This window comes from Achromobacter deleyi, from assembly GCF_013116765.2.
In the GTDB taxonomy this organism is placed as follows: Bacteria; Pseudomonadota; Gammaproteobacteria; order Burkholderiales; family Burkholderiaceae_B; genus Achromobacter; species Achromobacter deleyi_A.
In genome coordinates, this window is record NZ_CP074375.1 from 1,287,747 (window position 1) to 1,306,241 (window position 18,495).

18 protein-coding genes are annotated in these 18,495 nt (G+C 66.4%); 13 read left to right on the forward strand and 5 right to left on the reverse strand.

What is annotated here, in order from left to right; translation table 11 throughout:
- Positions 1 to 6: 6 nt before the first annotated feature.
- The 3 genes from HLG70_RS05925 to HLG70_RS05935 are packed head-to-tail and all read right to left on the reverse strand — an operon-like array spanning position 7 to position 3,749.
- Complete coding sequence (locus HLG70_RS05925; protein ID WP_171663497.1) at positions 7 to 990, reverse strand: ABC transporter substrate-binding protein; 984 nt, start codon at positions 988 to 990, stop codon at positions 7 to 9.
- 22 nt (positions 991 to 1,012) lie between these two features.
- The gene (locus HLG70_RS05930; RefSeq protein WP_171663496.1) at positions 1,013 to 2,659 is read right to left on the reverse strand and encodes an ABC transporter permease; all 1,647 of its coding nucleotides are present in this window, start codon (positions 2,657 to 2,659) and stop codon (positions 1,013 to 1,015) included.
- A gap of 13 nt (positions 2,660 to 2,672) precedes the next feature.
- The gene (locus tag HLG70_RS05935) at positions 2,673 to 3,749 is read right to left on the reverse strand and encodes an ABC transporter ATP-binding protein (protein WP_171663495.1); all 1,077 of its coding nucleotides are present in this window, start codon (positions 3,747 to 3,749) and stop codon (positions 2,673 to 2,675) included.
- 246 nt (positions 3,750 to 3,995) lie between these two features.
- Here HLG70_RS05935 and HLG70_RS05940 point away from each other — a divergent pair, with 246 nt between their 5' ends.
- The 3 genes from HLG70_RS05940 to HLG70_RS05950 all read left to right on the forward strand — a co-directional run bounded on the left by HLG70_RS05940 (position 3,996) and on the right by HLG70_RS05950 (position 6,068).
- The gene (locus HLG70_RS05940; RefSeq protein ID WP_171663494.1) at positions 3,996 to 4,904 is read left to right on the forward strand and encodes a LysR substrate-binding domain-containing protein; all 909 of its coding nucleotides are present in this window, start codon (positions 3,996 to 3,998) and stop codon (positions 4,902 to 4,904) included.
- 13 nt (positions 4,905 to 4,917) lie between these two features.
- Entirely contained in the window at positions 4,918 to 5,634 is a 717-nt protein-coding gene (serB, locus tag HLG70_RS05945) for a phosphoserine phosphatase SerB (protein WP_171663493.1), read from the forward strand.
- Positions 5,635 to 5,762: 128 nt separating this feature from the next.
- Positions 5,763 to 6,068 (forward strand): hypothetical protein, encoded by a 306-nt coding sequence (locus HLG70_RS05950; protein WP_171663492.1) that lies wholly within the window; start codon positions 5,763 to 5,765, stop codon positions 6,066 to 6,068.
- 63 nt (positions 6,069 to 6,131) lie between these two features.
- Here HLG70_RS05950 and fabV read toward each other — a convergent pair whose 3' ends face one another.
- Together fabV and HLG70_RS05960 are read right to left on the reverse strand one after the other, a co-directional pair.
- Positions 6,132 to 7,322, reverse strand: coding sequence for an enoyl-ACP reductase FabV (fabV, locus tag HLG70_RS05955; protein ID WP_171663491.1), 1,191 nt, complete (start codon positions 7,320 to 7,322; stop codon positions 6,132 to 6,134).
- Positions 7,323 to 7,425: 103 nt separating this feature from the next.
- Positions 7,426 to 8,385 carry a DMT family transporter gene (locus tag HLG70_RS05960; protein WP_171663490.1) on the reverse strand — a complete coding sequence of 320 codons (960 nt, stop codon included), beginning with the start codon at positions 8,383 to 8,385 and terminating at the stop codon, positions 7,426 to 7,428.
- A gap of 73 nt (positions 8,386 to 8,458) precedes the next feature.
- Between HLG70_RS05960 and HLG70_RS05965 the strand changes: the two genes are divergently transcribed.
- From HLG70_RS05965 to HLG70_RS06010, 10 genes are all read left to right on the forward strand, one after another.
- A complete protein-coding gene (locus HLG70_RS05965; RefSeq protein WP_171663489.1) occupies positions 8,459 to 9,364 on the forward strand; it encodes a LysR family transcriptional regulator in 906 nt (301 codons plus the stop codon).
- Between the two features lie 318 nt (positions 9,365 to 9,682).
- A complete protein-coding gene (locus HLG70_RS05970) occupies positions 9,683 to 10,366 on the forward strand; it encodes a DUF2848 domain-containing protein (RefSeq protein ID WP_171663488.1) in 684 nt (227 codons plus the stop codon).
- Between the two features lie 45 nt (positions 10,367 to 10,411).
- Positions 10,412 to 11,761 carry an amidase gene (locus HLG70_RS05975; RefSeq protein WP_171663487.1) on the forward strand — a complete coding sequence of 450 codons (1,350 nt, stop codon included), beginning with the start codon at positions 10,412 to 10,414 and terminating at the stop codon, positions 11,759 to 11,761.
- Positions 11,762 to 11,852: 91 nt separating this feature from the next.
- Complete coding sequence (locus HLG70_RS05980; RefSeq protein ID WP_171663486.1) at positions 11,853 to 12,758, forward strand: LysR family transcriptional regulator; 906 nt, start codon at positions 11,853 to 11,855, stop codon at positions 12,756 to 12,758.
- 108 nt (positions 12,759 to 12,866) lie between these two features.
- On the forward strand, positions 12,867 to 13,673 hold the full coding sequence (locus tag HLG70_RS05985; protein WP_171663485.1) for a putative hydro-lyase: 807 nt from the start codon (positions 12,867 to 12,869) through the stop codon (positions 13,671 to 13,673).
- Between the two features lie 264 nt (positions 13,674 to 13,937).
- Positions 13,938 to 15,188 carry an ABC transporter substrate-binding protein gene (locus HLG70_RS05990; protein ID WP_171663484.1) on the forward strand — a complete coding sequence of 417 codons (1,251 nt, stop codon included), beginning with the start codon at positions 13,938 to 13,940 and terminating at the stop codon, positions 15,186 to 15,188.
- Between the two features lie 49 nt (positions 15,189 to 15,237).
- Complete coding sequence (locus HLG70_RS05995; RefSeq protein WP_171663483.1) at positions 15,238 to 16,089, forward strand: branched-chain amino acid ABC transporter permease; 852 nt, start codon at positions 15,238 to 15,240, stop codon at positions 16,087 to 16,089.
- Between the two features lies 1 nt (position 16,090).
- Positions 16,091 to 17,080: a branched-chain amino acid ABC transporter permease gene (locus HLG70_RS06000; protein WP_171663482.1), complete on the forward strand. Its 990-nt coding sequence runs from the start codon at positions 16,091 to 16,093 to the stop codon at positions 17,078 to 17,080.
- A complete protein-coding gene (locus HLG70_RS06005) occupies positions 17,061 to 17,783 on the forward strand; it encodes an ABC transporter ATP-binding protein (protein WP_171663481.1) in 723 nt (240 codons plus the stop codon). The genes HLG70_RS06000 and HLG70_RS06005 overlap by 20 nt, the downstream gene beginning before the upstream one ends.
- 4 nt (positions 17,784 to 17,787) lie before the next feature.
- The gene (locus HLG70_RS06010; protein WP_171663964.1) at positions 17,788 to 18,495 is read left to right on the forward strand and encodes an ABC transporter ATP-binding protein; all 708 of its coding nucleotides are present in this window, start codon (positions 17,788 to 17,790) and stop codon (positions 18,493 to 18,495) included.

Sequence of the window (18,495 nt, forward strand, 5' to 3'; positions counted from 1 at the left end):
GCTGCCTTACTTGGACTTCGCGACGGCCTGGTTCCAGGCCGTCACCACGGCCTCGTATTCGGTGGCGGCGGCTTCCTGGCTGACCGGGAAGATCTTGATGGTCTTCAAGTCCGGCAGCGTGGTCAGGCTGGCCACGGCCACGTCCGTGCGGGTGGGGCGGCGGAAGTTCTTCACCAGCTGGGCTTCCTGGGATTCCTTGCTCAAGAGACCGTCGTACAGGGCTTTGGCGGCATCCATGTTCTTGGCGCCCTTGATGATGAACATGCCCTCGGGCGCAAGATAGCTGCCTTCGGCCGGGTACACCAGCTTGATTTCCTTCTGGCCGCCGGCCACGTATTCCTGCGCGGCGTATTCCAGCGTCATGCCCACGGCATATTCGCCTGCCGCGACGCCCTTGTAGGTCGTGCCCGACGACGCCGTGATGACGGCATTGGCCGCGATCTTGTCCAGGCCTTCCTGGCCGAACTGCTTGTACAGGCCATACACCAGCATGTAGGCGGTGCCGCTCTTGGACGGATCGGTGATGGCGAACTTGTTCTTCCACTGCGGCTGCATCAGGTCGGACCAGGTGGCCGGAGCGGGCAAGCCCTTGAGCTGGCGTTCGTTGACCATCATCACCATGACATGCACGTTCGTGCCAACCCACAGGTCGTCTGGCCCGCGGAATTGCGCCGGGATCTTGTCCAGGTCGGCGGGGCGGTAGGGCTGCAGGTGCTGGCGATAGGCGCCCAGCGTGCCGAAGCCGCCGCTCCAGAACAGGTCGCCGCGCGGGTTCTGCGATTCCGCCTCGATGCGCTTCATCATCGTGCCCGTGCCGCCGGTGACCGGCTGCACATTGAGCTTGGGCGACTTCTGCTTCACCGCCTCCAGCGCGGTCTCGATGGTTTCCGTGTTGTTGGACGAATAGAGCACGACGTTCTGCGCGTGCGCGGCGCCCGTTGCCAGGGCCGCGGCCAGGACGCTGTACTGAAGGAGGTGCTTGAGTTGCATGGGTAGCCTCTGTGCGAGTGGGTTATTTGCCGGAGAACAGCTTGATGCGGAATGCCTTGACGGACACGATGATGGGCAGCACGATCACCGTGACCAGGGCCGCGCCATAGGCGGACGCCATACCCAGCCTGCCGCCGTCGACCTGTCGGAAGATGGCGATGGGCATGGTTTCCAGGCCGCCGCTGTAGGCCACGATGGAAGCCGACAGTTCGGAGATCGTGGTAAGCCACATGAGGATGGCGGCCGAGATGATCGACGCCTTCATGGCGGGCAGGATCACCTTGAAGAACGTCATGAGCGGAGACACGCCCAGGCTGATCGAGGCTTCCTCGATCGAATCGGGAATGTTGAACAGCACCGAGGAGGCGTTGCGCACCGCAAAGGGCAGGCGGCGCACGGTGTAGCACAGCACCATGATCCCCGACGTGCCGGCCAGCACCAGCCAGCCGGTGTTGAAGGTCTGCACCAGCGCAATCCCCAGCACCGTGCCGGATATGGTCAGCGGCAGCACCACGATGTAGTCCAGCACCTGCGTGAAGGAACTGCGCTTCTTGATCGTCAGGTAGCTCACGAGCACGGCGAAGGCCACGCCCAGCACGGTGGCCAGCGACGCGAACTTCAGCGAATTCAGGATGGGCTCGGGCGCGCCGTGCAGGGCGCGCTGCATGCTGGCGAGGGACCATTGCCCCCATTGCATGACCGGCCCGCTGGTCTTGGTGAAGGCCGCGATGAAGACCACGATGAGCGGCAGCATGGAGATCAGGATCACCAGGCCCACGCCGCTGGTATAGAGCAGCGCCGTCCACGAGCGTACGCGCACGGCGGCCGGGGCGCGGCCCTGGGTCATGGTGTAGACCTTGCGTTCCACCACGCGCTTCTGGAAGAACAGGACGATGGCGACGATGGCGATCGACACCACCGACATCGCGCTCTGCAGCGTGGGACTGCCGCCCATTTCGCTGACGAAGGTGTTGTAGGTCATGACGGACAGGAGCGGTACGCGGCTGCCCAGCAGCATCGCCAGCGCGAAGTTGCCCACCACCAATGTGAACACCACCAGCGCGTTGACCAGCACCGCCGGCAGCAGCACCGGCACCAGCACGCGCAGCTTGGTCAGGAAGGGGGGCGTGCCCAGGCTCAGGCCCGCTTCCTCGAGTTGGCCGTCGAAGCCGCGCAGCGCGGCCAGCACGCCCAGGTAGATGTAGGTGTAGTAGACCAGCGTCATGGAGAAGAGCATGCCCGTCCAGCCATAGAACGAAGGCAGCGAGATTCCCGCGTCGCCCAGCAGGTTGGTCAGGATGCCGTTGTTGCCCAGGATCAGCAGCCAGGACTGGCCTACGATGATCTCGGGGATCACGATGGTCAGCACCGGCAGGATGGCCACCAGGTTCTTCAGCGGGAAGTCGTAGCGCGCCACCATGTAGGCAAACGGCACGCCCACCAGCACGGTGCAGGTGGTGACGGCCAGCCCCAGGATCAGCGTGTTGCCGAAGGCCTCCAGGTATTGCGAATCGGCCAGCAGGGCCTTGAATCCCTCCAGCGAGAAGCCGCCGTCCTGTCCGGTGATGCTGTTGCCGAAGAGCACGCCCAGCGGATACAGCACGAAGAACAGCAGCAGGACCAGGCTGATCGCGGTCAGGATGCCCCAGGGCCACCATTTGATTTTCATGGCGTGCGCATCCTCAGGCGTTGACGACGCGGCTGTCGGCGGGAATCAGCACCTGCACGGCTTCGCCCGGCTGGAACTGCGCGACCATATTGCCGGCGTGCAGTTCCACGCGGATCTCCGAGCCGTTGTCCAGCGCGATGCGGTACGCGGTCTTGAAGCCCAGGTACTGGCGGCGCAGAACCTTGCCGGGCAGGGTGTTGGGCACATACGGGGCCGGCGCCATCAAGGCCAGTTCCTCCGGGCGCGCGATCAGCACGCCCTGGGCATCCAGCCCCGCGCTGCCCTGCATGCCGTCGAATCCCAGGCCGCAGAGTTCATAGCGAACATGCCCGTCGGGCGCGCCGGCCAGCCCGCTGCGGGCCGGCACCGGAATCACATTGGCCGAACCGATGAAATCCGCGACGTAGGCGTTGACGGGCGTGCCGTAAAGCTCTTCGGGCGTGCCCAGCTGGGCGATGTTGCCGTGGTCCATGATGGCGATGCGGTCGGACATCGCCAGGGCTTCTTCCTGGTCGTGCGTGACGAACACGGTGGTGATGCCGGCCTCACGCACCAGGTCCAGGATCACGTCGCGCATCTGCAGGCGCATCTTCGCATCCAGGTTGGACAGCGGCTCGTCCATCAGCAGCACGCGGGGGCGGATGACCAGCGCGCGCGCCAGCGCAACGCGCTGGCGCTGGCCGCCGCTCATCTGCGCGGGGTAGCGGTCGGCCAGGGGCAGAAGCCCCACCTTGTCCAGCGCCTCGTTGGCGCGCCGCGTGATCTCGGCGCGCGCCACGCCGCGGGCGCGCAGTCCGTAGGCCACGTTGTCGAAGGCGGTCTTGTCCGGAAACAGCGCGTAGTCCTGAAACACCATGCCGATGTCCCGGCGGTGCGCGGACACATGGGTCACGTCGTCCTGGTCGAACAGCAGGCGTCCGCCGTCGGGGGCATGGAAACCCGCAATACAGCGCAGCAAGGTGGTCTTGCCGCAACCGCTGGGGCCCAGCAGCGTATAGAACGCCCCGTCGGGAATGTGCAGGGAAAGATTGCGCAGCACCTGCTGCCCGCCGAAGGTCTTGACGATGCCGTCTACCGTGATCGATGCCATATTGAGTTCCTGCTTGAGGTTGTGGGCATCATAGGAACGGGCCAGGCGCGCGACCAGCAGTGTTTTTTAAGGCATGGCGTTAGATTTTCTAAGAGGTCGGCTCGCCGGCTATCCCCTAGAATGCGGCAGGATGGGGCAGTGGCCGGAACAGGCCGCGCGCCGAAAATAAATAGACGACAAGGGTAAACGTGGGAAAGAGCAGCACAGCGCGACGCCTGGCCGGTGCCCGGGCGGGCGTCGCTTGAGATGGCGGGGCACAGCCTGCCGCCGCTGAAGGCCTTGCGGGTGTTCGAGGCGGCGGCGCGTTTGCGCAGTTTCACCGCGGCCGCCGACGAACTGAGCATCACGCACAGCGCGGTCAGCCAGCAGATCCGCATTCTTGAAGAGTATGTGGGCCAGCCCCTGTTCGCCCGCGAGGCGCGCGGCGTGGCGCTGCTGCCTTGCGCCCAGGCCTATTTCCCGGAGGTCCAGGCCAGCCTCGAACGCATCGCGGCGGCCACGGCCAAGCTCAAATCGCCCGCGTATGGCGGCGCGCTGCGCGTGTGCGCCACGCCGTCCCTGACCATGAAATGGCTGATCCCGCGCCTGTCGGCGTTCCAGGCCCTGCATCCCGGCATTGATGTGCAGCTGAGCACGCAGGGCCGGCCGTTCCTGGACCGGGGAGGCGACGTCGGCAGCGACGTCCTGATCCGGCATGGCTACATGGCGCAATCCGACCTGGCCTGCGTGCATTGCCTGGATGATTTCCACGTGCCGGTCGCATCCCCGCGCTTCATCGAGCGCAACCGCCTGTCCGCGCCCGCCGACTGCCTGGGGCATCCGCTCCTGAAGATATCGGGTGGCATGGACCATTGGCCACGCTGGTTCGCGCTGGCCAAGGTGGACGTGCCCGCGCAACTGCCCGGTCCGGTCTTCGACCACCAGTTCCTGTGCATGCAGGCGGCGATGAACGATCTTGGAATCGCGCTGGCGCCCTGGTGCCTGCTGGAAGACGACATCCGAGCCGACCGGTTGCGCCCGCTTTTCTCCCTGCCTCATCTGCCCAACGCCGGCATCCATGCGCTGTACCGGCAGGATGGGCCGGCGGCGGCGTCGGCGCAGCTGTTCATCCAATGGCTGTGCACGCAAAGACACCATCCTCCTCATCCCGCATAGACAAGGAATCCCCATGTTTGCATCCTCGACGGTTCCGGGCCTGAGCTGGCGCGGCATCACGCCGCCGCTGGCATTGTCCGACTACAAAGTCATCGCCTTCGACATGGACTCCACCCTGATCTCGATCGAGACGCTGGACGAGATGGCGGACCTGATGGGCAAGAAGGCGGAAGTCGCGGCGCTGACCGAGGCCGCCATGCGCGGCGAAATCGTCGACTACAAGCAGAGCTTGCGGGATCGCGTGGCGCTGCTGGCCGGCATGCCGGAGGCAGCGCTCGACGAAGTCTATGAGCAGCGCCTGCGGATCAACCCGGGCGCCGAGGCGTTGATCGCGGCGTGCAAGGCGGCGGGTCTGACCTGCCTGCTGGTCACGGGTGGCTTTACGTGCTTCACGGACCGCCTGCGCTTGCGGCTGGGGCTGGACGACGTGCGCGCCAACGTGCTGGAAGTGACGCAAGGCCGGCTCACGGGCCGCCTGCTGCCACAAGGCTGGGGAGACATCTGCGATGGCAACGAAAAGCGCCGCAAGCTGCTGGAAGTGTGCGCGTCGCTCGGCGTGGGGCCGGAGCGCGCCATCGCGGTGGGCGATGGCGCGAACGACTTGCCGATGATGCGCGCCGCCGGGCTGTCGGTGGGCTACCGGGCCAAGCCGGCGGTCAGGCAGGAGGCCATGGTGGCGATAGACGAGGGCGGCCTGGACCGGCTGCTGGAGTTGATGCGGCGCAATTGATTGGCTGACATACCCCGGCGGGGAATGGAGCCGGGCAAGGCAGGGCTTAGCTTCCGCGCGGAAGTGCCGTAATAGGAACAGGAAGGCGGTTGCGGCTTCCTGTTCTTGCCTACGCTCAAGGAGTTGTCATGGCTATCCGTTCGTCAGTGCTTGCGTCGCTGTTTGTCTGCATGCTCGCTCCCATGGCGGTCAGCGCAAACGGAGGAACCATCCACTTCACCGGGGAAATCGTCGAACCCGCCGGGTGCCGGGCGCGGGTGGCGATGCAAGTGCCCGCGGTACAGCCCCAGGTGATTTGCCGGGCCTCCGCCAGCGGGAGCACGCAATCCCCGAATCGTCCCGTCAGAGCCTATATGCGGGCGCTTGCGCCCCAGGGCGGGCAGGCGAAGGACGCAGCGCCCAGGCGCTATGTCGTCACGCTGGAGTACCTGTAGCAGCGGCGCGCGCGGGCTGGCGGTTGCCGGTGGCAGGGCGCCGCCGCGCGTCTTGCCGCAAGGTCAGATCAGGCCGCGGATTTCCACGACGGGATTGACGTCGGCCTCGTAGTCCACGCCATCGATCTCGAATCCGAACAGCCGCAGGAAATCCTGCTTGTAGCCGGCGAAGTCGGTCATCTGGTAGATGTTGTCGCTGGTGACCTGGCCCCACAGCGCCTGCACGCGCGACTGCACGCCCGGATCCAGTTCCTTGTAGTCCGCGCGCAGGCGTCCTTCCTGGTCCAGGATCGGTTCCGCGCCGCACAGGCTGTCCCGGTACAGGCCGTACACCTGCTCGATGCAGCCTTCGTGCGTGCCGTCTTCCTTCATGGTCTTGAACAGCAGCGACAGGTAAAGCGGCATCATGGGGATGGCTGAACTGGCCTGCGTCACCACCGCCTTGAGCACCGACACCCGGGCGTCGCCGCCGCGCGCGGCCAGCTTGGCGCGGATGTCCAGCACCTTCTGGTCCAGGTCTTTCTTGGCGGCGCCGATGGAGCCGTTCCAATAGATGTCGTGGGTGATCTTTTCACCCAGATAGGTGAAGGCCGTGGTGGTGGCGCCTTCCGCCAGCACGCCGGCCGCAAGCAGGGCGTCGATCCACATCTGCCAGTCCTCGCCGCCCATCACCGCGACGGTGGCGTCTATCTCGGCCTGCGTGGCGGGCTCCAGCACGGATTCCTTGATCACTTCGCGGTCGGTGTCCAGGCCGCGCAGGTTCACGGCGTGGCCGACGGGCTTGAGCGTCGAGTTGAAGACTTCCCCGGTCTTTGGATGGGTGCGGCGCGGCGCGGCCAGGCTGTAGATGACCTGGTCGACCTGACCCATGTCCTGCTTGATCGCGGCAATGGTTTTCTCCTTGATCTCGTCGGAGAAGGCGTCGCCGTTGATGCTCCTGGCGTAGAGGCCTTCGGCCTCCGCGAACTTGTGGAAGGCCGCGCTGTTGTACCAGCCGGGCGTGCCGGCCTTGCCGGCATCGCCGGGACGCTCGAAGAAGACGCCCAGCGTCTGCGAGCCACAGGCGAACGCCGCGCTGATGCGGGCGGCAAGCCCATATCCGGTCGACGCGCCAAGCACCAGCACGCGCTTCGGGCCCCCGGCTATCGGTCCTTGCGCCTTCACGTAGTCGATCTGGTTCTTGACGTTGGCTTCACAGCCGACGGGATGGGTGGTGACGCAGATAAAGCCGCGCACACGGGGCTTGATGATCATGAAGACCTCGTTTGGGGGATGCCGGGGATGGCCGCTGCGGGAAAGCGCAAAAGGCGACGAGCATTGTACGGGAGGCGGCTCCCCCGCGCCGACGGCCGCCGGGTCAGCGGGAGGCTGGGCGGGCCAGGGCGGCGCCCTGGATGCGGCTGCGGCGCCATTCGAGCAGTCCGATGCCCATGCCGCTGGCGCAGATGATGGCAATGCCCAGCCAGGTCAGCGGATCGGGAAAATGGCCCCAGACCAGCCAGCCCACCGAGGTGGCGCTGATGATCTGCAGGTAGATGAACGGCGCCAGCGTGGAGGCGGGGGCACGGCGGTAGGCGGCGATCTGGAACAGATGGCCCACGCAGCCCGTGATGCCGGTGGAAATCAGCAGGACCCAGTCCAGGGGGCTCAAGGCCTGCAGCACCGGCAGGGCGGGCGGCAGGATGAAGGGCAGGGCTAGCGTGAGGCAGGCCGTGCCCACCGCGCCGCTCCAGATCAGCGAAGTGAACGGGTCGTCGCCCGCCACGCGCCGGGTCGCGATGAATTGCGCGGCAAAGCAGCAGGCCGTCAGCAGGCCAAATATCGTTCCGATCGGGTGCAGCCCGCCGCCCGGGCGGATCACGATGATCACGCCGACGAAGGCAATGCCGGCCGCGACGAAGCGCGACAGGCGGGCGGGTTCCTTGAGGATCCAGGGCGCCAGCGACAGCACCAGCAGCGGCGCCAGGAAGTTGATGGCCGTGGCCTCGGCCTGCGGAATGTAGCTCAGCGTCGTGAAGAACATGAGCGTGGCCAGGAACATCGAGCCGCCGCGGATAAGCTGTTCGCGCGGCTTGTTGCTGCGCAGCACCCGCAGGCCGCGGGTGGGCAGCACCAGGGCCAGCACCAGCACCAGATGGATCGCATAGCGGAACCACGACAGCACCAGCAAGGGCACGCCGGCGTTCATGACCCATTTGCCGCTGGCGTCCAGACAGGACAGCGTCCACATCGACAGCACCAGCAGCAGCACCCCGAACATCGGGCCGCGCGCGGCGGACGCGCCGGGGCGCGGGCGACCGGTATCGGCCGGGGTCATGGACAAGCTCCTTGGTGGTGGCAGGCTGTTGGCGGCTGACATGATACGCTCATCCCGCCGGGGGAACAGGCCAATGATAGAACTACGCAACGTCGAAACTTTTTTCTGGGTCGCCACGCTGGGCAGCTTTCGCGCCGCGTCGGAAAAGCTCAATACCACGCAGCCCGCCGTCTCGCAGCGCATCGCTTCGCTGGAGGCGGACCTGGGCGTCAAACTGTTCGAACGCGACGCGCGCGGCGTCAAGCTGACCGCCAAGGGACATGAACTGCTGTCGCACGCGGAACGCATGCTGCAGGTGCGGCGCGATATGTTCGAGGCCGCGCGCGAACAGAACGTCATGACGGGCACGGTGCGGATCGGCGTGGCCGAGACCATCGTGCAGACCTGGCTGCCCACGCTGATCGAGCTGGTCCACACGACCTATCCGGCCCTGGTGCTGGAGATCGAAGTGGACACGACGCATGTGCTGCGCACGCATCTCATGTCCCGCCAGATAGACCTGGCTTTCCTGATGGGACCGGTGCTGGAAGCGCGGGTCGAGAACCTGCCGCTGTGCACGTATCCGCTGGCGTGGGTGGCCAGTCCCTTGCTGGATCTTGGCGCGGAACCCCTGACGCTGGACCGGATAGGCAGGCTGCCCATCATCACCTATCCGTCCAACAGTGCGCCATACCGCGTGGTGCGCGACATGCTGACGCGGGCGGGGGTGACTACGCCGCGCATGTACGGCAGCGCGTCCATGTCCATGGTGGTGCGCATGACGCAGGACGCCATCGGCACCAGCGTGATCGCGCCGGTGTTCCTGGGCAAGGAACTGGCGCGCGGCGAGCTGCGCATCCTGCAAGTGGAGGCCGATCCGCTGCCGGAATTGAGCTTTACCGCGACCTGGGTGCAAGGCCCGGACAGCCACGCCGTGCGCATCATCGCGCAGATGGCGCAGAAGGTGGCGCAGCAGGCCGGAGACGGCGTCCCGGCGTAGGTGTTTTCCCCAGCGGATCGCGCGGCCGCGACGAGCATTCCAGCTCGGGCGCCGCGCGAACCGGCCGCGGCCGTCGCCTGCAAAGCCGCGCGGGCGCTTCATGCGCGGCAGCTTCGCGCAAGCCTCGCGACGAGACCCAAGAAATATTTATACCCCCACATCGCAACATACGATTGGACGCGGCACGTCCTGGGCGATGCAATGGCGGCGCATCGACAAACAGCGCGCGGAGGTTCAGCTCCGACCCTCCGATTCGGACCCGCGTGCGTCCGGGGTGACGGGATCCCGTCACCCGCTCCCTATTTCAGCAGGACAGACATGAAAGCCGTATTCAAGATCGACGACGCCAATCCCCGCAAGGTGGCGGTGGACTTCAACACCGTGATCGTGGCGGGCTGGGCCGGCCGCGACATGGCCGCCATCGAGCACCACATCGAGGAACTGGCCGCCATCGGCGTGCCGCGCCCGAGCAGCGTGCCGCTGTACTACCGCATCGCCGACAACCAGCTGACCCAGGCCGAGACCGTGCAGGCGCTGGGCGGGGAGTCCTCCGGCGAGGTCGAGACCTTCGTGTTCGCGGTGGATGGCGAGATGTATGTCAGCATCGCTTCGGACCACACCGACCGCAAGCTGGAAACGGTCAGCGTGGCCATGTCCAAGCAGGTCTGCGTCAAGCCCGTGGCGACCGGAGCCTGGCGCATGGCCGACGTGGCCGATCATTGGGACGAACTGGTCATCCGCTCCTATATCGTCGAGAACGGCGTGGAAGTGCTGTATCAGGAGGGCCCGCTGTCCACGCTGCGTACGCCGCAGGACCTGATCGCCGGATACACGGGCGGCGGCGCCGTCCTGCCGGAAGGGGCTGGCATGACCTGCGGCACCGTGGGCGCCATCGGCGGTATCCGCCCGGCCGCCGACTTCACGATGGAATTGCATGATCCGCGCCGCCAGCGCAGCCTGCGCCACCGCTATCATGTCGAATCGCTGCCCGTGGTCGCCTGACCCCGGCTCCGCACTTTTACGCCGCAAGGCGGCATTGGGACAATTATGGTTTCGACCCTGAATGATCTGAACTTGGCCCTGCGTGAGGGCAAAACCACTTCCGTGGCGCTGACCGAAGCCGCGCTGGCGCGCGCCCAGGACGTAGCGGGCGAGGGCGCCCGGGTGTACACCAGGCTGTATGCGGACTCGGCGCTGGCGCAGGCGCGCGCGTCCGACACGCTGCGCGCGGCCGGCATCACCCGGTCGGTGGTGGATGGCCTGCCGATCAGCATCAAGGACCTGTTCGACATCGAAGGCGAGACCACGATGGCCGGTTCGGTGGCGCGCGAAGGCGAGCCGGCCGCCGAGGCCAACGCCGAGGTCGTGCAGCGGCTGATCGCCGCGGGCGCCGTCATCATCGGGCGCACCAACATGACCGAGTTTGCGTACTCGGGCCTGGGCATCAACCCCCATTACGGCACTCCGCTGAACCCCTATGACCGCGCCACGGGCCGCATTCCCGGCGGCTCTTCCTCGGGAGCGGCCGTGTCGGTCGCCGACGGCATGGCCGTCGCGGGCATCGGCTCCGACACCGGCGGCTCGGTGCGCATTCCGGCCGCGCTGTGCGGCCTGACCGGCTTCAAGCCCAGCGCCTGGCGCGTGTCCATGGCCGGCGTGCTGCCGCTGTCGGCCAACCTGGACTCCATCGGCCCCATCGCCGCCAGCGTGCGCTGCTGCGCGGAACTGGACGCCATCCTGTCGGGCGACGGCGGCCCGGCGCCGGAGGCGCTGCCCGTGCGCGGCCTGCGCCTGGCGATACCGACCACGCTGGCGCTGGACGCCATGGAAAAGCACGTCGCCGACAGCTTCGGCGCCGCCGTGCAGCGCCTGCAGGATGCGGGCGCATTGGTCGACCGGATCGCGATTCCCGAATTCGCCGAGCTGGCGGCGATCAACAGCAAGGGCGGCTTCACCGCCGCCGAAGCCTGGGCCTGGCACCGCGGCCTGATCGCCCGCGCCGGCAAGCGCTACGACCCGCGCGTGGTATCGCGCATCATGCGCGGCCAGGACATGAGCGCCGCCGACTACCTGGACTTGCTGGACGCGCGCGAGGCATGGGTGGCGGCCGTGGATCACCGCATCGCGGGCTATGACGCCCTGATCATGCCCACCACGCCCATCGTGGCGCCGGCGGTGGCGGACCTGCAGGCGTCCGACGAAGCCTATTACGCGGCCAACGGGCTGATCCTGCGCAACCCCACGTTGATCAATTTCCTGGATGGCTGCGCGCTGTCGCTGCCTTGCCATGCGGCAGGCACGGCGCCGGTCGGCCTGATGATCTCCGGCAGCAACGGCACCGACCGCCGCATCCTGGGCATCGGCCTGGCGGTCGAGGACCTGTTCGCAGGCCGCTGATCGTCCGCGAAGACGGGCGGGCAGGGGATGCCCGTCCGCCCGCGACCGCCCGGCGCTAAGATGAAGGCTGGATACGCCGGACCGGGGCCCCATGATAGATCTGCGCAACATCGAGACGTTTTTCTGGGTGGCCACGCTGGGCGGATTCCGCGCGGCGGCCGAAAAGCTCAGCGCCACCCAGCCTGCCATCTCCCAACGCATCGCCACGCTGGAAGCGGACCTCGGCGTGCGCTTGTTCGACCGCGATGTGCGCGGCATCAAGCTCACCGGCAAGGGGCGCGAATTGCTCTCGCACGCCGAGCGCATGCTGCAAATGCGCCGCGACATGCAGGAAGCGGCCCAGGCCAAGAGCATCATGAGCGGCACGCTCAGGCTGGGGGTGTCCGAGACCATCGTCCACACCTGGCTGCCCACCCTGATGGAGTACCTGCACGACACCTATCCGGCCCTGATGGTCGAGATCCAGGTGGACACGACCACCATGCTGAAAACGCAGCTGGCGTCGCGCCAGATCGACCTGGCCTTCCTGCTGGGCCCCATGGAAGAGCCGAGGGTCGAAAACCTCTATCTGTGCAACTACCCGCTGAGCTGGGTGGCCAGCCCCAAGCTCAAGGTCGGGCGCCAGCCGATTTCGCTCAAGCGCCTGGCCGAATGGCCGGTCATCACCTATTCGTCCACCACCGACCCGCACCGGGCCGTCCGCCAGTTGCTGCAGCAGGCAGGCGTGGAGTCGCCCCGCATGTACGGCAGCTCCGCATTGAGTGTCATCGTGCGGATGGCGCAGGACGGCATCGGGACGGCGGTGATCGCGCCGGTCATCCTGCACAAGGAACTGGCGCAGGGTGAATTGCGCATCCTGGACGTCAGGGCGCCCGCCTTGCCGCCGTTGCACTACACGGCCTGCTGGATGCAGGGTCCGGACAGCCAGATTCCACGCGTGGTGGCCGAAGCAGCGCAGCAAATTGCGCGCGAAGAGGCATTGCGCCATCCGGCATAACCCTGATAAGGAATTTTGATCGGGGTCTATCGGAACATGTGATTAGACGGTTGGCCTTGGTTCCTGTGCAATGTCTCCATACCTACATGGTCACAAGAGGGGTTCGGCATGGCATCGGATTTTGCAGTGCGCAGCAGTGTGGAACTGGCCCGCCAGGCGCGATTGGACGCGCGCAGCGGCAAGCTGACCGGACCCACCGCCAACCTTGCCCCGGGGCATGTGCAAGCCAATCTGGCTATCCTGCCGCGCGCGCTGGCGGCGGACTTCCTGCATTTCTGCCAGCGCAATCCCAAACCGTGTCCGCTGCTGGCCATGTCCGAGCCGGGCGATCCCGCGCTGCCTGAATTGGGCCAGGACATCGATATCCGCAGCGATATCCCGCGCTACCGCGTCTGGAAGAACGGCGAACTGGTGGCCGAGCCCACCGATGTCCGCGACATCTGGCGCGACGATCTGGTGTCGTTCCTGATCGGCTGCTCGTTCTCCTTCGAGGAAGCCATGCTGGACAACGGCTTGCCGGTGCGCCATATCGAGCAGGGCTGCAACGTGCCCATGTACCGGACCAGCATCCCGACCAACGCCGCCGGCGTGTTTGGCGGTCCGCTGGTCGTGTCCATGCGGCCCCTGAAGGCGGCCGACGCCATCCGCGCCATCCAGGTCACTTCGCGCTTTCCTTCCGTGCACGGCGCGCCCGTGCATATCGGCGACCCCTCGTTGATCGGGATTGCCGACATCGGCAGGCCGGATTATGGTGACGCTGTAGAGATACGAGAAGGGGAAATGCCCGTATTCTGGGCTTGCGGCGTCACGCCGCAGTCCGTGGTGGCGGCGGTGCGGCCGGAGTTCTGCATCACGCATGCGCCCGGCCACATGCTGGTCACCGATCTGATCAACAGCCGCATGGCGGTGCTTTAGTCCTTCCAGGCAAGGCCTCCCGGTCCAGCGTCAACCGGTAACTGTCAAAACTACACGCTTGAATTTCAGCAGTACCCAGGTTGTGCCACCAAAACGATCCATTAAAGGACAAGGGGAAATGGCGACAACAGTTCAGGAACCAGCCCCTTCCGGTTGACCGGAGGGCGGCCGGTTGCCGCAAGTCCGCAGGTTCCTGAGCGGGGCGATCAGCCCCGCCCATTGCATTGCTTTCATACATGGTTGATTCATTCCAGGAGTCTAGTAATGAAGATGAAGCTCATTGCGGGTGTCGCCGCGAGTTTGGCGCTGTTGGCCGTCACGCCTGTACAGGCGCAGCCCAAGACCGTGCGCATAGGCGCGATCTATCCGCTGTCTGGCGCCCTGGCGTCCACCGGCTCCGAAATCAAGGCGGCCGTGGAACTGGCCGTGGATATCATCAACAACCCCCACCCCGAGCTCGAGGGTATTCCCTTGGCCGCGGGCAGCGGATTGCCCAATCTGGGCGGTGCCAAGCTCGAAGTGGTGTTCGGGGATTCCCAGGGCAAGCCCGAAGTCGGCCTGGCCGACGCGCAGCGGCTGATCGACCAGGAAAAGGTGGTGGCCCTGACCGGCGCCTATCAGTCCGCCGTGACCAAGACCGCCAGCCGCATCGCGGAACAGCGCGGCATTCCCTACGTCAACGGCGAATCCAGCAGCCCGGACCTGACCGAGCGCGGTTACAAGTGGTTCTTCCGGACCTCGCCCAATGACGACACCTTCGTCGAGAACATGATGCAGTTCCTGGACGGCGTGAAAGCCGTGCCGACCGCCAAGATCGCCGTGGTGTACGAGAACACCGACTTCGGCGTGAACACCTACAAGGCCGTGGAGAAGTTCGCCAAGCAATACAAGCGCGAGCTGGTCGCCAACATCGCCTACAGCGCGGGCTCGGCCTCGGTGACCGCCGAAGTGCAGAAGCTGGCGGCCGCCAAGCCCGACGTCGCGATCTTCGCCAGCTACACGTCCGACGCCATGCTGTTCGTGCGCACCATGCGCGAAAGCAAGTATGCGCCGCCGGTGCTGCTGGCCAACGACGCCGGCTTTATTGACTCGCGCTTCGTGCAGGAAGTCGGGCCGCAAGTGCAGGGCGTGCTGACGCGCGACGTCTGGGGCAACGACGTTGCCGCCGCCAAGCCCGGCCTGAAGAAGATCAACGAGATGTACAAGGCCAAGACGGGCAAGGATCTCAACGGCAACAACGCCCGTTCCATGCAGGGCGTGCTGGTGCTGGCCGACGCCATCAACCGGGCGGGTTCGACGGACCCCGAGGCCATCCGCAAGGCGCTGGCCGCCACCGACCTGGGCGAGGCGCAAGTCGCCATGCCCTGGGCTGGCGTGCAGTTCGACGCCAAGGGCCAGAACACCAAGGGATCGGGCCTGATCCTGGAGCTGAAGGGTTCGTCCTACCAGACGGTCTGGCCGGAGAAGTTCCGCACCGACAAGAGCCTGCCCACGCTGCCGTTCGCCTGGAAGTAACCCTCGGTCTGACGTGGCGGGCCGCGGGGGCCCGCCACAGGAGCACTCCATGTTTGAAGCTCTCTCGGCAGGCCTGTTCAATGGCCTGATCTATGCCGCGGTGGCGGTGGGGCTGGCGCTGATATGGGGCATCACCGACGTCATCAATTTCGCCCACGGCGAGTTCCTGATGTTGGGCATGTATGCCGCCTATTGGCTCTTTACCCTGGGTCATATCGACCCGACGCTGTCGGCGCCGCTGGTGGCCATTGCGCTCGCCTTTGTCGGATTTCTCACCTACGCCCTGATCATCCGGCGCCTGCAGAAGGGGCCCGCCATGGCGGTGATCCTGGCCACCTTTGGCCTTGGGCTGGTGCTGCGTCAGGTCGCCTTCATCGCCTTCAGCCCCGACTACCGCAGCCTGCCCAGCACCCTGGTGTCCGGCAGCGTCACGGTGGCGGGCATTTCGCTGGGGCGGCCGCAGGTCGTCACCGGCCTGGTCGCGCTGGTGGTGGTGGTGGCGCTGTTCGTGCTGGTGTATCGCACCCGTTGGGGCCATGCCCTGCAGGCGGTGGCGGAAGACCGGCAGGTCGCGGCGCTGGTGGGCATTTCGCCCGACCGGGTGAACGCCCAGGTCTGGATGCTGGGCAGCGCGGCGGTCGGCCTGGCCGGCGCCTTGCTGACGACGTTCTTCTATGTGTTCCCTTCGGTGGGCACGGTATTCGGCCTGCTGGCGTTCGTGGCGGTGTGCATGGGCGGCTTCGGCTCGCTGCCGGGCGCCTTCATCGCCGGCATACTGATCGGCATCATCGAGGCCATGACGGGATACTTCGTCGCGCCGGCCTTGAAGACGGTGAGCGTGTTCATCCTGTTCATCCTGGTTCTCTGGTATCGGCCGCGCGGCCTGTTCGGGCGGTGGTGAAATGAAGACGACACAGAAAATCGATACCACGTCCTCGGGCGTGCCGAAATGGCCCATCGCCGTGGCGCTTGCGGCGACCATCGTGATGGCGCTGGTGCCGCTGGTGGTGACGGACTCGTTCACCTTGCAGGTACTGCTGCTGGCGATCATGTTCGGCGCGCTGGGCGCCTGCTGGAACCTGGTCGGCGGCTTCCTGGGCCGGATCTCGTTCGGCCACAGCGTGTTCGTGGGGGTCGGCGGCTACACCACCTTGCTGCTGCTGCATCACCTCAAGCTGACGCCCATCATCGGCATCCCGTTGGGCGGGCTGATCAGCGCGGCGCTGGCCTTGCTGGTGGGCGGGCCCACGCTGCGGCTGTCCGGCCATTACTTCGCGATGGCCACCATCGCGCTCCTGCAGATCGGCTTGCTCCTGCTGATCAACTGGGAGTGGGCGGGCGGGGCGGTCGGACTGGAGGCGCCCATCGGCGACGCCGCATGGATGCTGCTGTTCCGCAGCAAGGTGCCGTACTACTGGATCGCGGTGGGCCTGGCGTTCCTGACCTTCTGCGCCACGTTCTTCCTGGTGCATTCCAAGACCGGCTTCTACTGGCGCGCGATCAACGGCGACGAGGCGGCCGCGCGCAGTCTGGGCGTGCCGGCCGACCGCTACAAGATGCTGGCGTTCGTGCTGTCAGCCGGCATGACAGGCGTCTGGGGCGGCTTCTTCGCCATGTACGTGGGCTTCATCGATCCCGAATCCATGTTCAGCCTGACGATGTCGGTGCAGGTGGTGCTGGTCACCATCCTGGGCGGCGTCGGCACCCTGATCGGGCCGTGGCTGGGGGCGGCGGTGCTGCTGCCGCTGTCCGAAGGCACGCGCGTGCTGTGGGGCAGTTCCGGCATGGGCCTGGATCTGCTGATCTTCGGCCTGGCCATCCTGCTGGTCACGCTGTTCCTGCCAGGTGGCCTGGTCACATTGAGGAGGCGCCGTGGCTCTGCTGGACGTTAAAAACCTGACCAAGCGATTTGGCGGGCTGGTGGCGAATAAGGATATCTCGCTGTCGGTCGACGCCGGCGAGATCGTCGCCATCATCGGCCCCAACGGGGCGGGCAAGAGCACCTTGTTCAACGGCCTGGTGGGCCACCATGAACCGACCTCGGGCACGGTGACCTTCGACGGCCAGTCGATGATAGGCCGGCGGCCCGAGCAGGTGGCGGCCATGGGCCTTGTCCGCACCTATCAGATCCCGCGCAGTTTCGGGCAGATGACGGTGCTGGAGAACGCCATGGTGGGCGCGCTGCTGCGCCATCCGCGCCTGCCCGACGCGCGCCGCGAATCGGCGCGCGTGCTGGAGCTGGTGGGGCTTGCCGACCGCGCCGACGTCAAGGCGGCCGACCTGAACGTGGCAGGGCAGAAGCGGGTGGAGCTGGCGCGGGCGCTGGCCACCGAACCGCGCATGCTGCTGCTCGATGAAGTGGCCGGCGGCCTGAACCCGGCGGAAGCCATCGCGCTGGCGGAAATCCTGCGCGGCATCCACGCGGCGGGCGTCACGCTCATCATCGTGGAACACGTGCTGGAGGTCGTCATGCGTCTGGCGCAACGGGTGCTGGTGCTGAACTTCGGCCAGATGATCGCCGAGGGCGCACCGCAGGAAATCGTGCGCAATCCCGCCGTCATCGAAGCTTATCTTGGGAGAAAGCACCGTGCCTGATGCGATGCTGAAAGTAGAGAACCTGAGCGTGGCCTACGGCGGCGTGCAGGCGGTGCGGGGGGTTTCGCTGGAAGTCCGCCCGGGCGAGATCGCGGCATTGCTGGGCGCCAACGGCGCGGGCAAATCGAGCACCTTGCTGGCCATCATCGGGTCGGTCAAGCCCAAGGAAGGCCGCGTCGTCTTCGAAGGGCGCGACATCACGGGCACGTCGCCGGACAAGCTCGTGACGCAGGGGATCGCCATGATTCCCGAAGGCGCGCGCGTGTTCGCGCGCCAGCCGGTGGAGCAGAACCTGCGCCTGGGCGCCTATACCGTGCGGGACGAACGGATCTACCGGGAACGCCTGGAGCGTGTCTACACGCTGTTTCCGCGGCTCAAGGAACGGCGCGAGCAGCTGGCGGGCACGATGTCCGGGGGCGAGCGGCAGATGCTGGCCATCGGTCGGGCGTTGATGAGCGGCCCTCGGCTGCTGCTGATCGACGAGCCCAGCCTGGGCCTGTCGCCGTTGCTGGTGGAGCAGGTGTTCGACGCCCTGGCGGCCTTGAATCGCGACGATGGCCTGTCGGTGCTGCTGGTGGAGCAAAACATGGCGCAGGCGCTGGAAGTGGCCGCGCGCGCCTATGTGATGCAGAGCGGGCGGGTGGCGCTGTCGGGCGAAGCGGCCGAACTGGCCGCGTCCGACGAGGTGCGCCGGGCTTACCTGGGGATGTAG

Coding starts and splice junctions, on each gene's coding strand:
- HLG70_RS05960 (WP_171663490.1), bottom strand. CDS start 8,385: ATGACCCCGGCCGATACCGGTCGCCCGCGCCCCGGCGCGTCCGCCGCG.
- HLG70_RS05985 (WP_171663485.1), top strand. CDS start 12,867: ATGGCATCGGATTTTGCAGTGCGCAGCAGTGTGGAACTGGCCCGCCAG.
- HLG70_RS06000 (WP_171663482.1), top strand. CDS start 16,091: ATGAAGACGACACAGAAAATCGATACCACGTCCTCGGGCGTGCCGAAA.
- HLG70_RS05980 (WP_171663486.1), top strand. CDS start 11,853: ATGATAGATCTGCGCAACATCGAGACGTTTTTCTGGGTGGCCACGCTG.
- HLG70_RS05990 (WP_171663484.1), top strand. CDS start 13,938: ATGAAGATGAAGCTCATTGCGGGTGTCGCCGCGAGTTTGGCGCTGTTG.
- HLG70_RS05935 (WP_171663495.1), bottom strand. CDS start 3,749: ATGGCATCGATCACGGTAGACGGCATCGTCAAGACCTTCGGCGGGCAG.
- HLG70_RS05975 (WP_171663487.1), top strand. CDS start 10,412: ATGGTTTCGACCCTGAATGATCTGAACTTGGCCCTGCGTGAGGGCAAA.
- HLG70_RS05930 (WP_171663496.1), bottom strand. CDS start 2,659: ATGAAAATCAAATGGTGGCCCTGGGGCATCCTGACCGCGATCAGCCTG.
- HLG70_RS05965 (WP_171663489.1), top strand. CDS start 8,459: ATGATAGAACTACGCAACGTCGAAACTTTTTTCTGGGTCGCCACGCTG.
- HLG70_RS05970 (WP_171663488.1), top strand. CDS start 9,683: ATGAAAGCCGTATTCAAGATCGACGACGCCAATCCCCGCAAGGTGGCG.
- HLG70_RS05995 (WP_171663483.1), top strand. CDS start 15,238: ATGTTTGAAGCTCTCTCGGCAGGCCTGTTCAATGGCCTGATCTATGCC.
- HLG70_RS05940 (WP_171663494.1), top strand. CDS start 3,996: ATGGCGGGGCACAGCCTGCCGCCGCTGAAGGCCTTGCGGGTGTTCGAG.
- serB (WP_171663493.1), top strand. CDS start 4,918: ATGTTTGCATCCTCGACGGTTCCGGGCCTGAGCTGGCGCGGCATCACG.
- HLG70_RS05950 (WP_171663492.1), top strand. CDS start 5,763: ATGGCTATCCGTTCGTCAGTGCTTGCGTCGCTGTTTGTCTGCATGCTC.
- HLG70_RS06010 (WP_171663964.1), top strand. CDS start 17,788: ATGCTGAAAGTAGAGAACCTGAGCGTGGCCTACGGCGGCGTGCAGGCG.
- HLG70_RS05925 (WP_171663497.1), bottom strand. CDS start 990: ATGCAACTCAAGCACCTCCTTCAGTACAGCGTCCTGGCCGCGGCCCTG.
- fabV (WP_171663491.1), bottom strand. CDS start 7,322: ATGATCATCAAGCCCCGTGTGCGCGGCTTTATCTGCGTCACCACCCAT.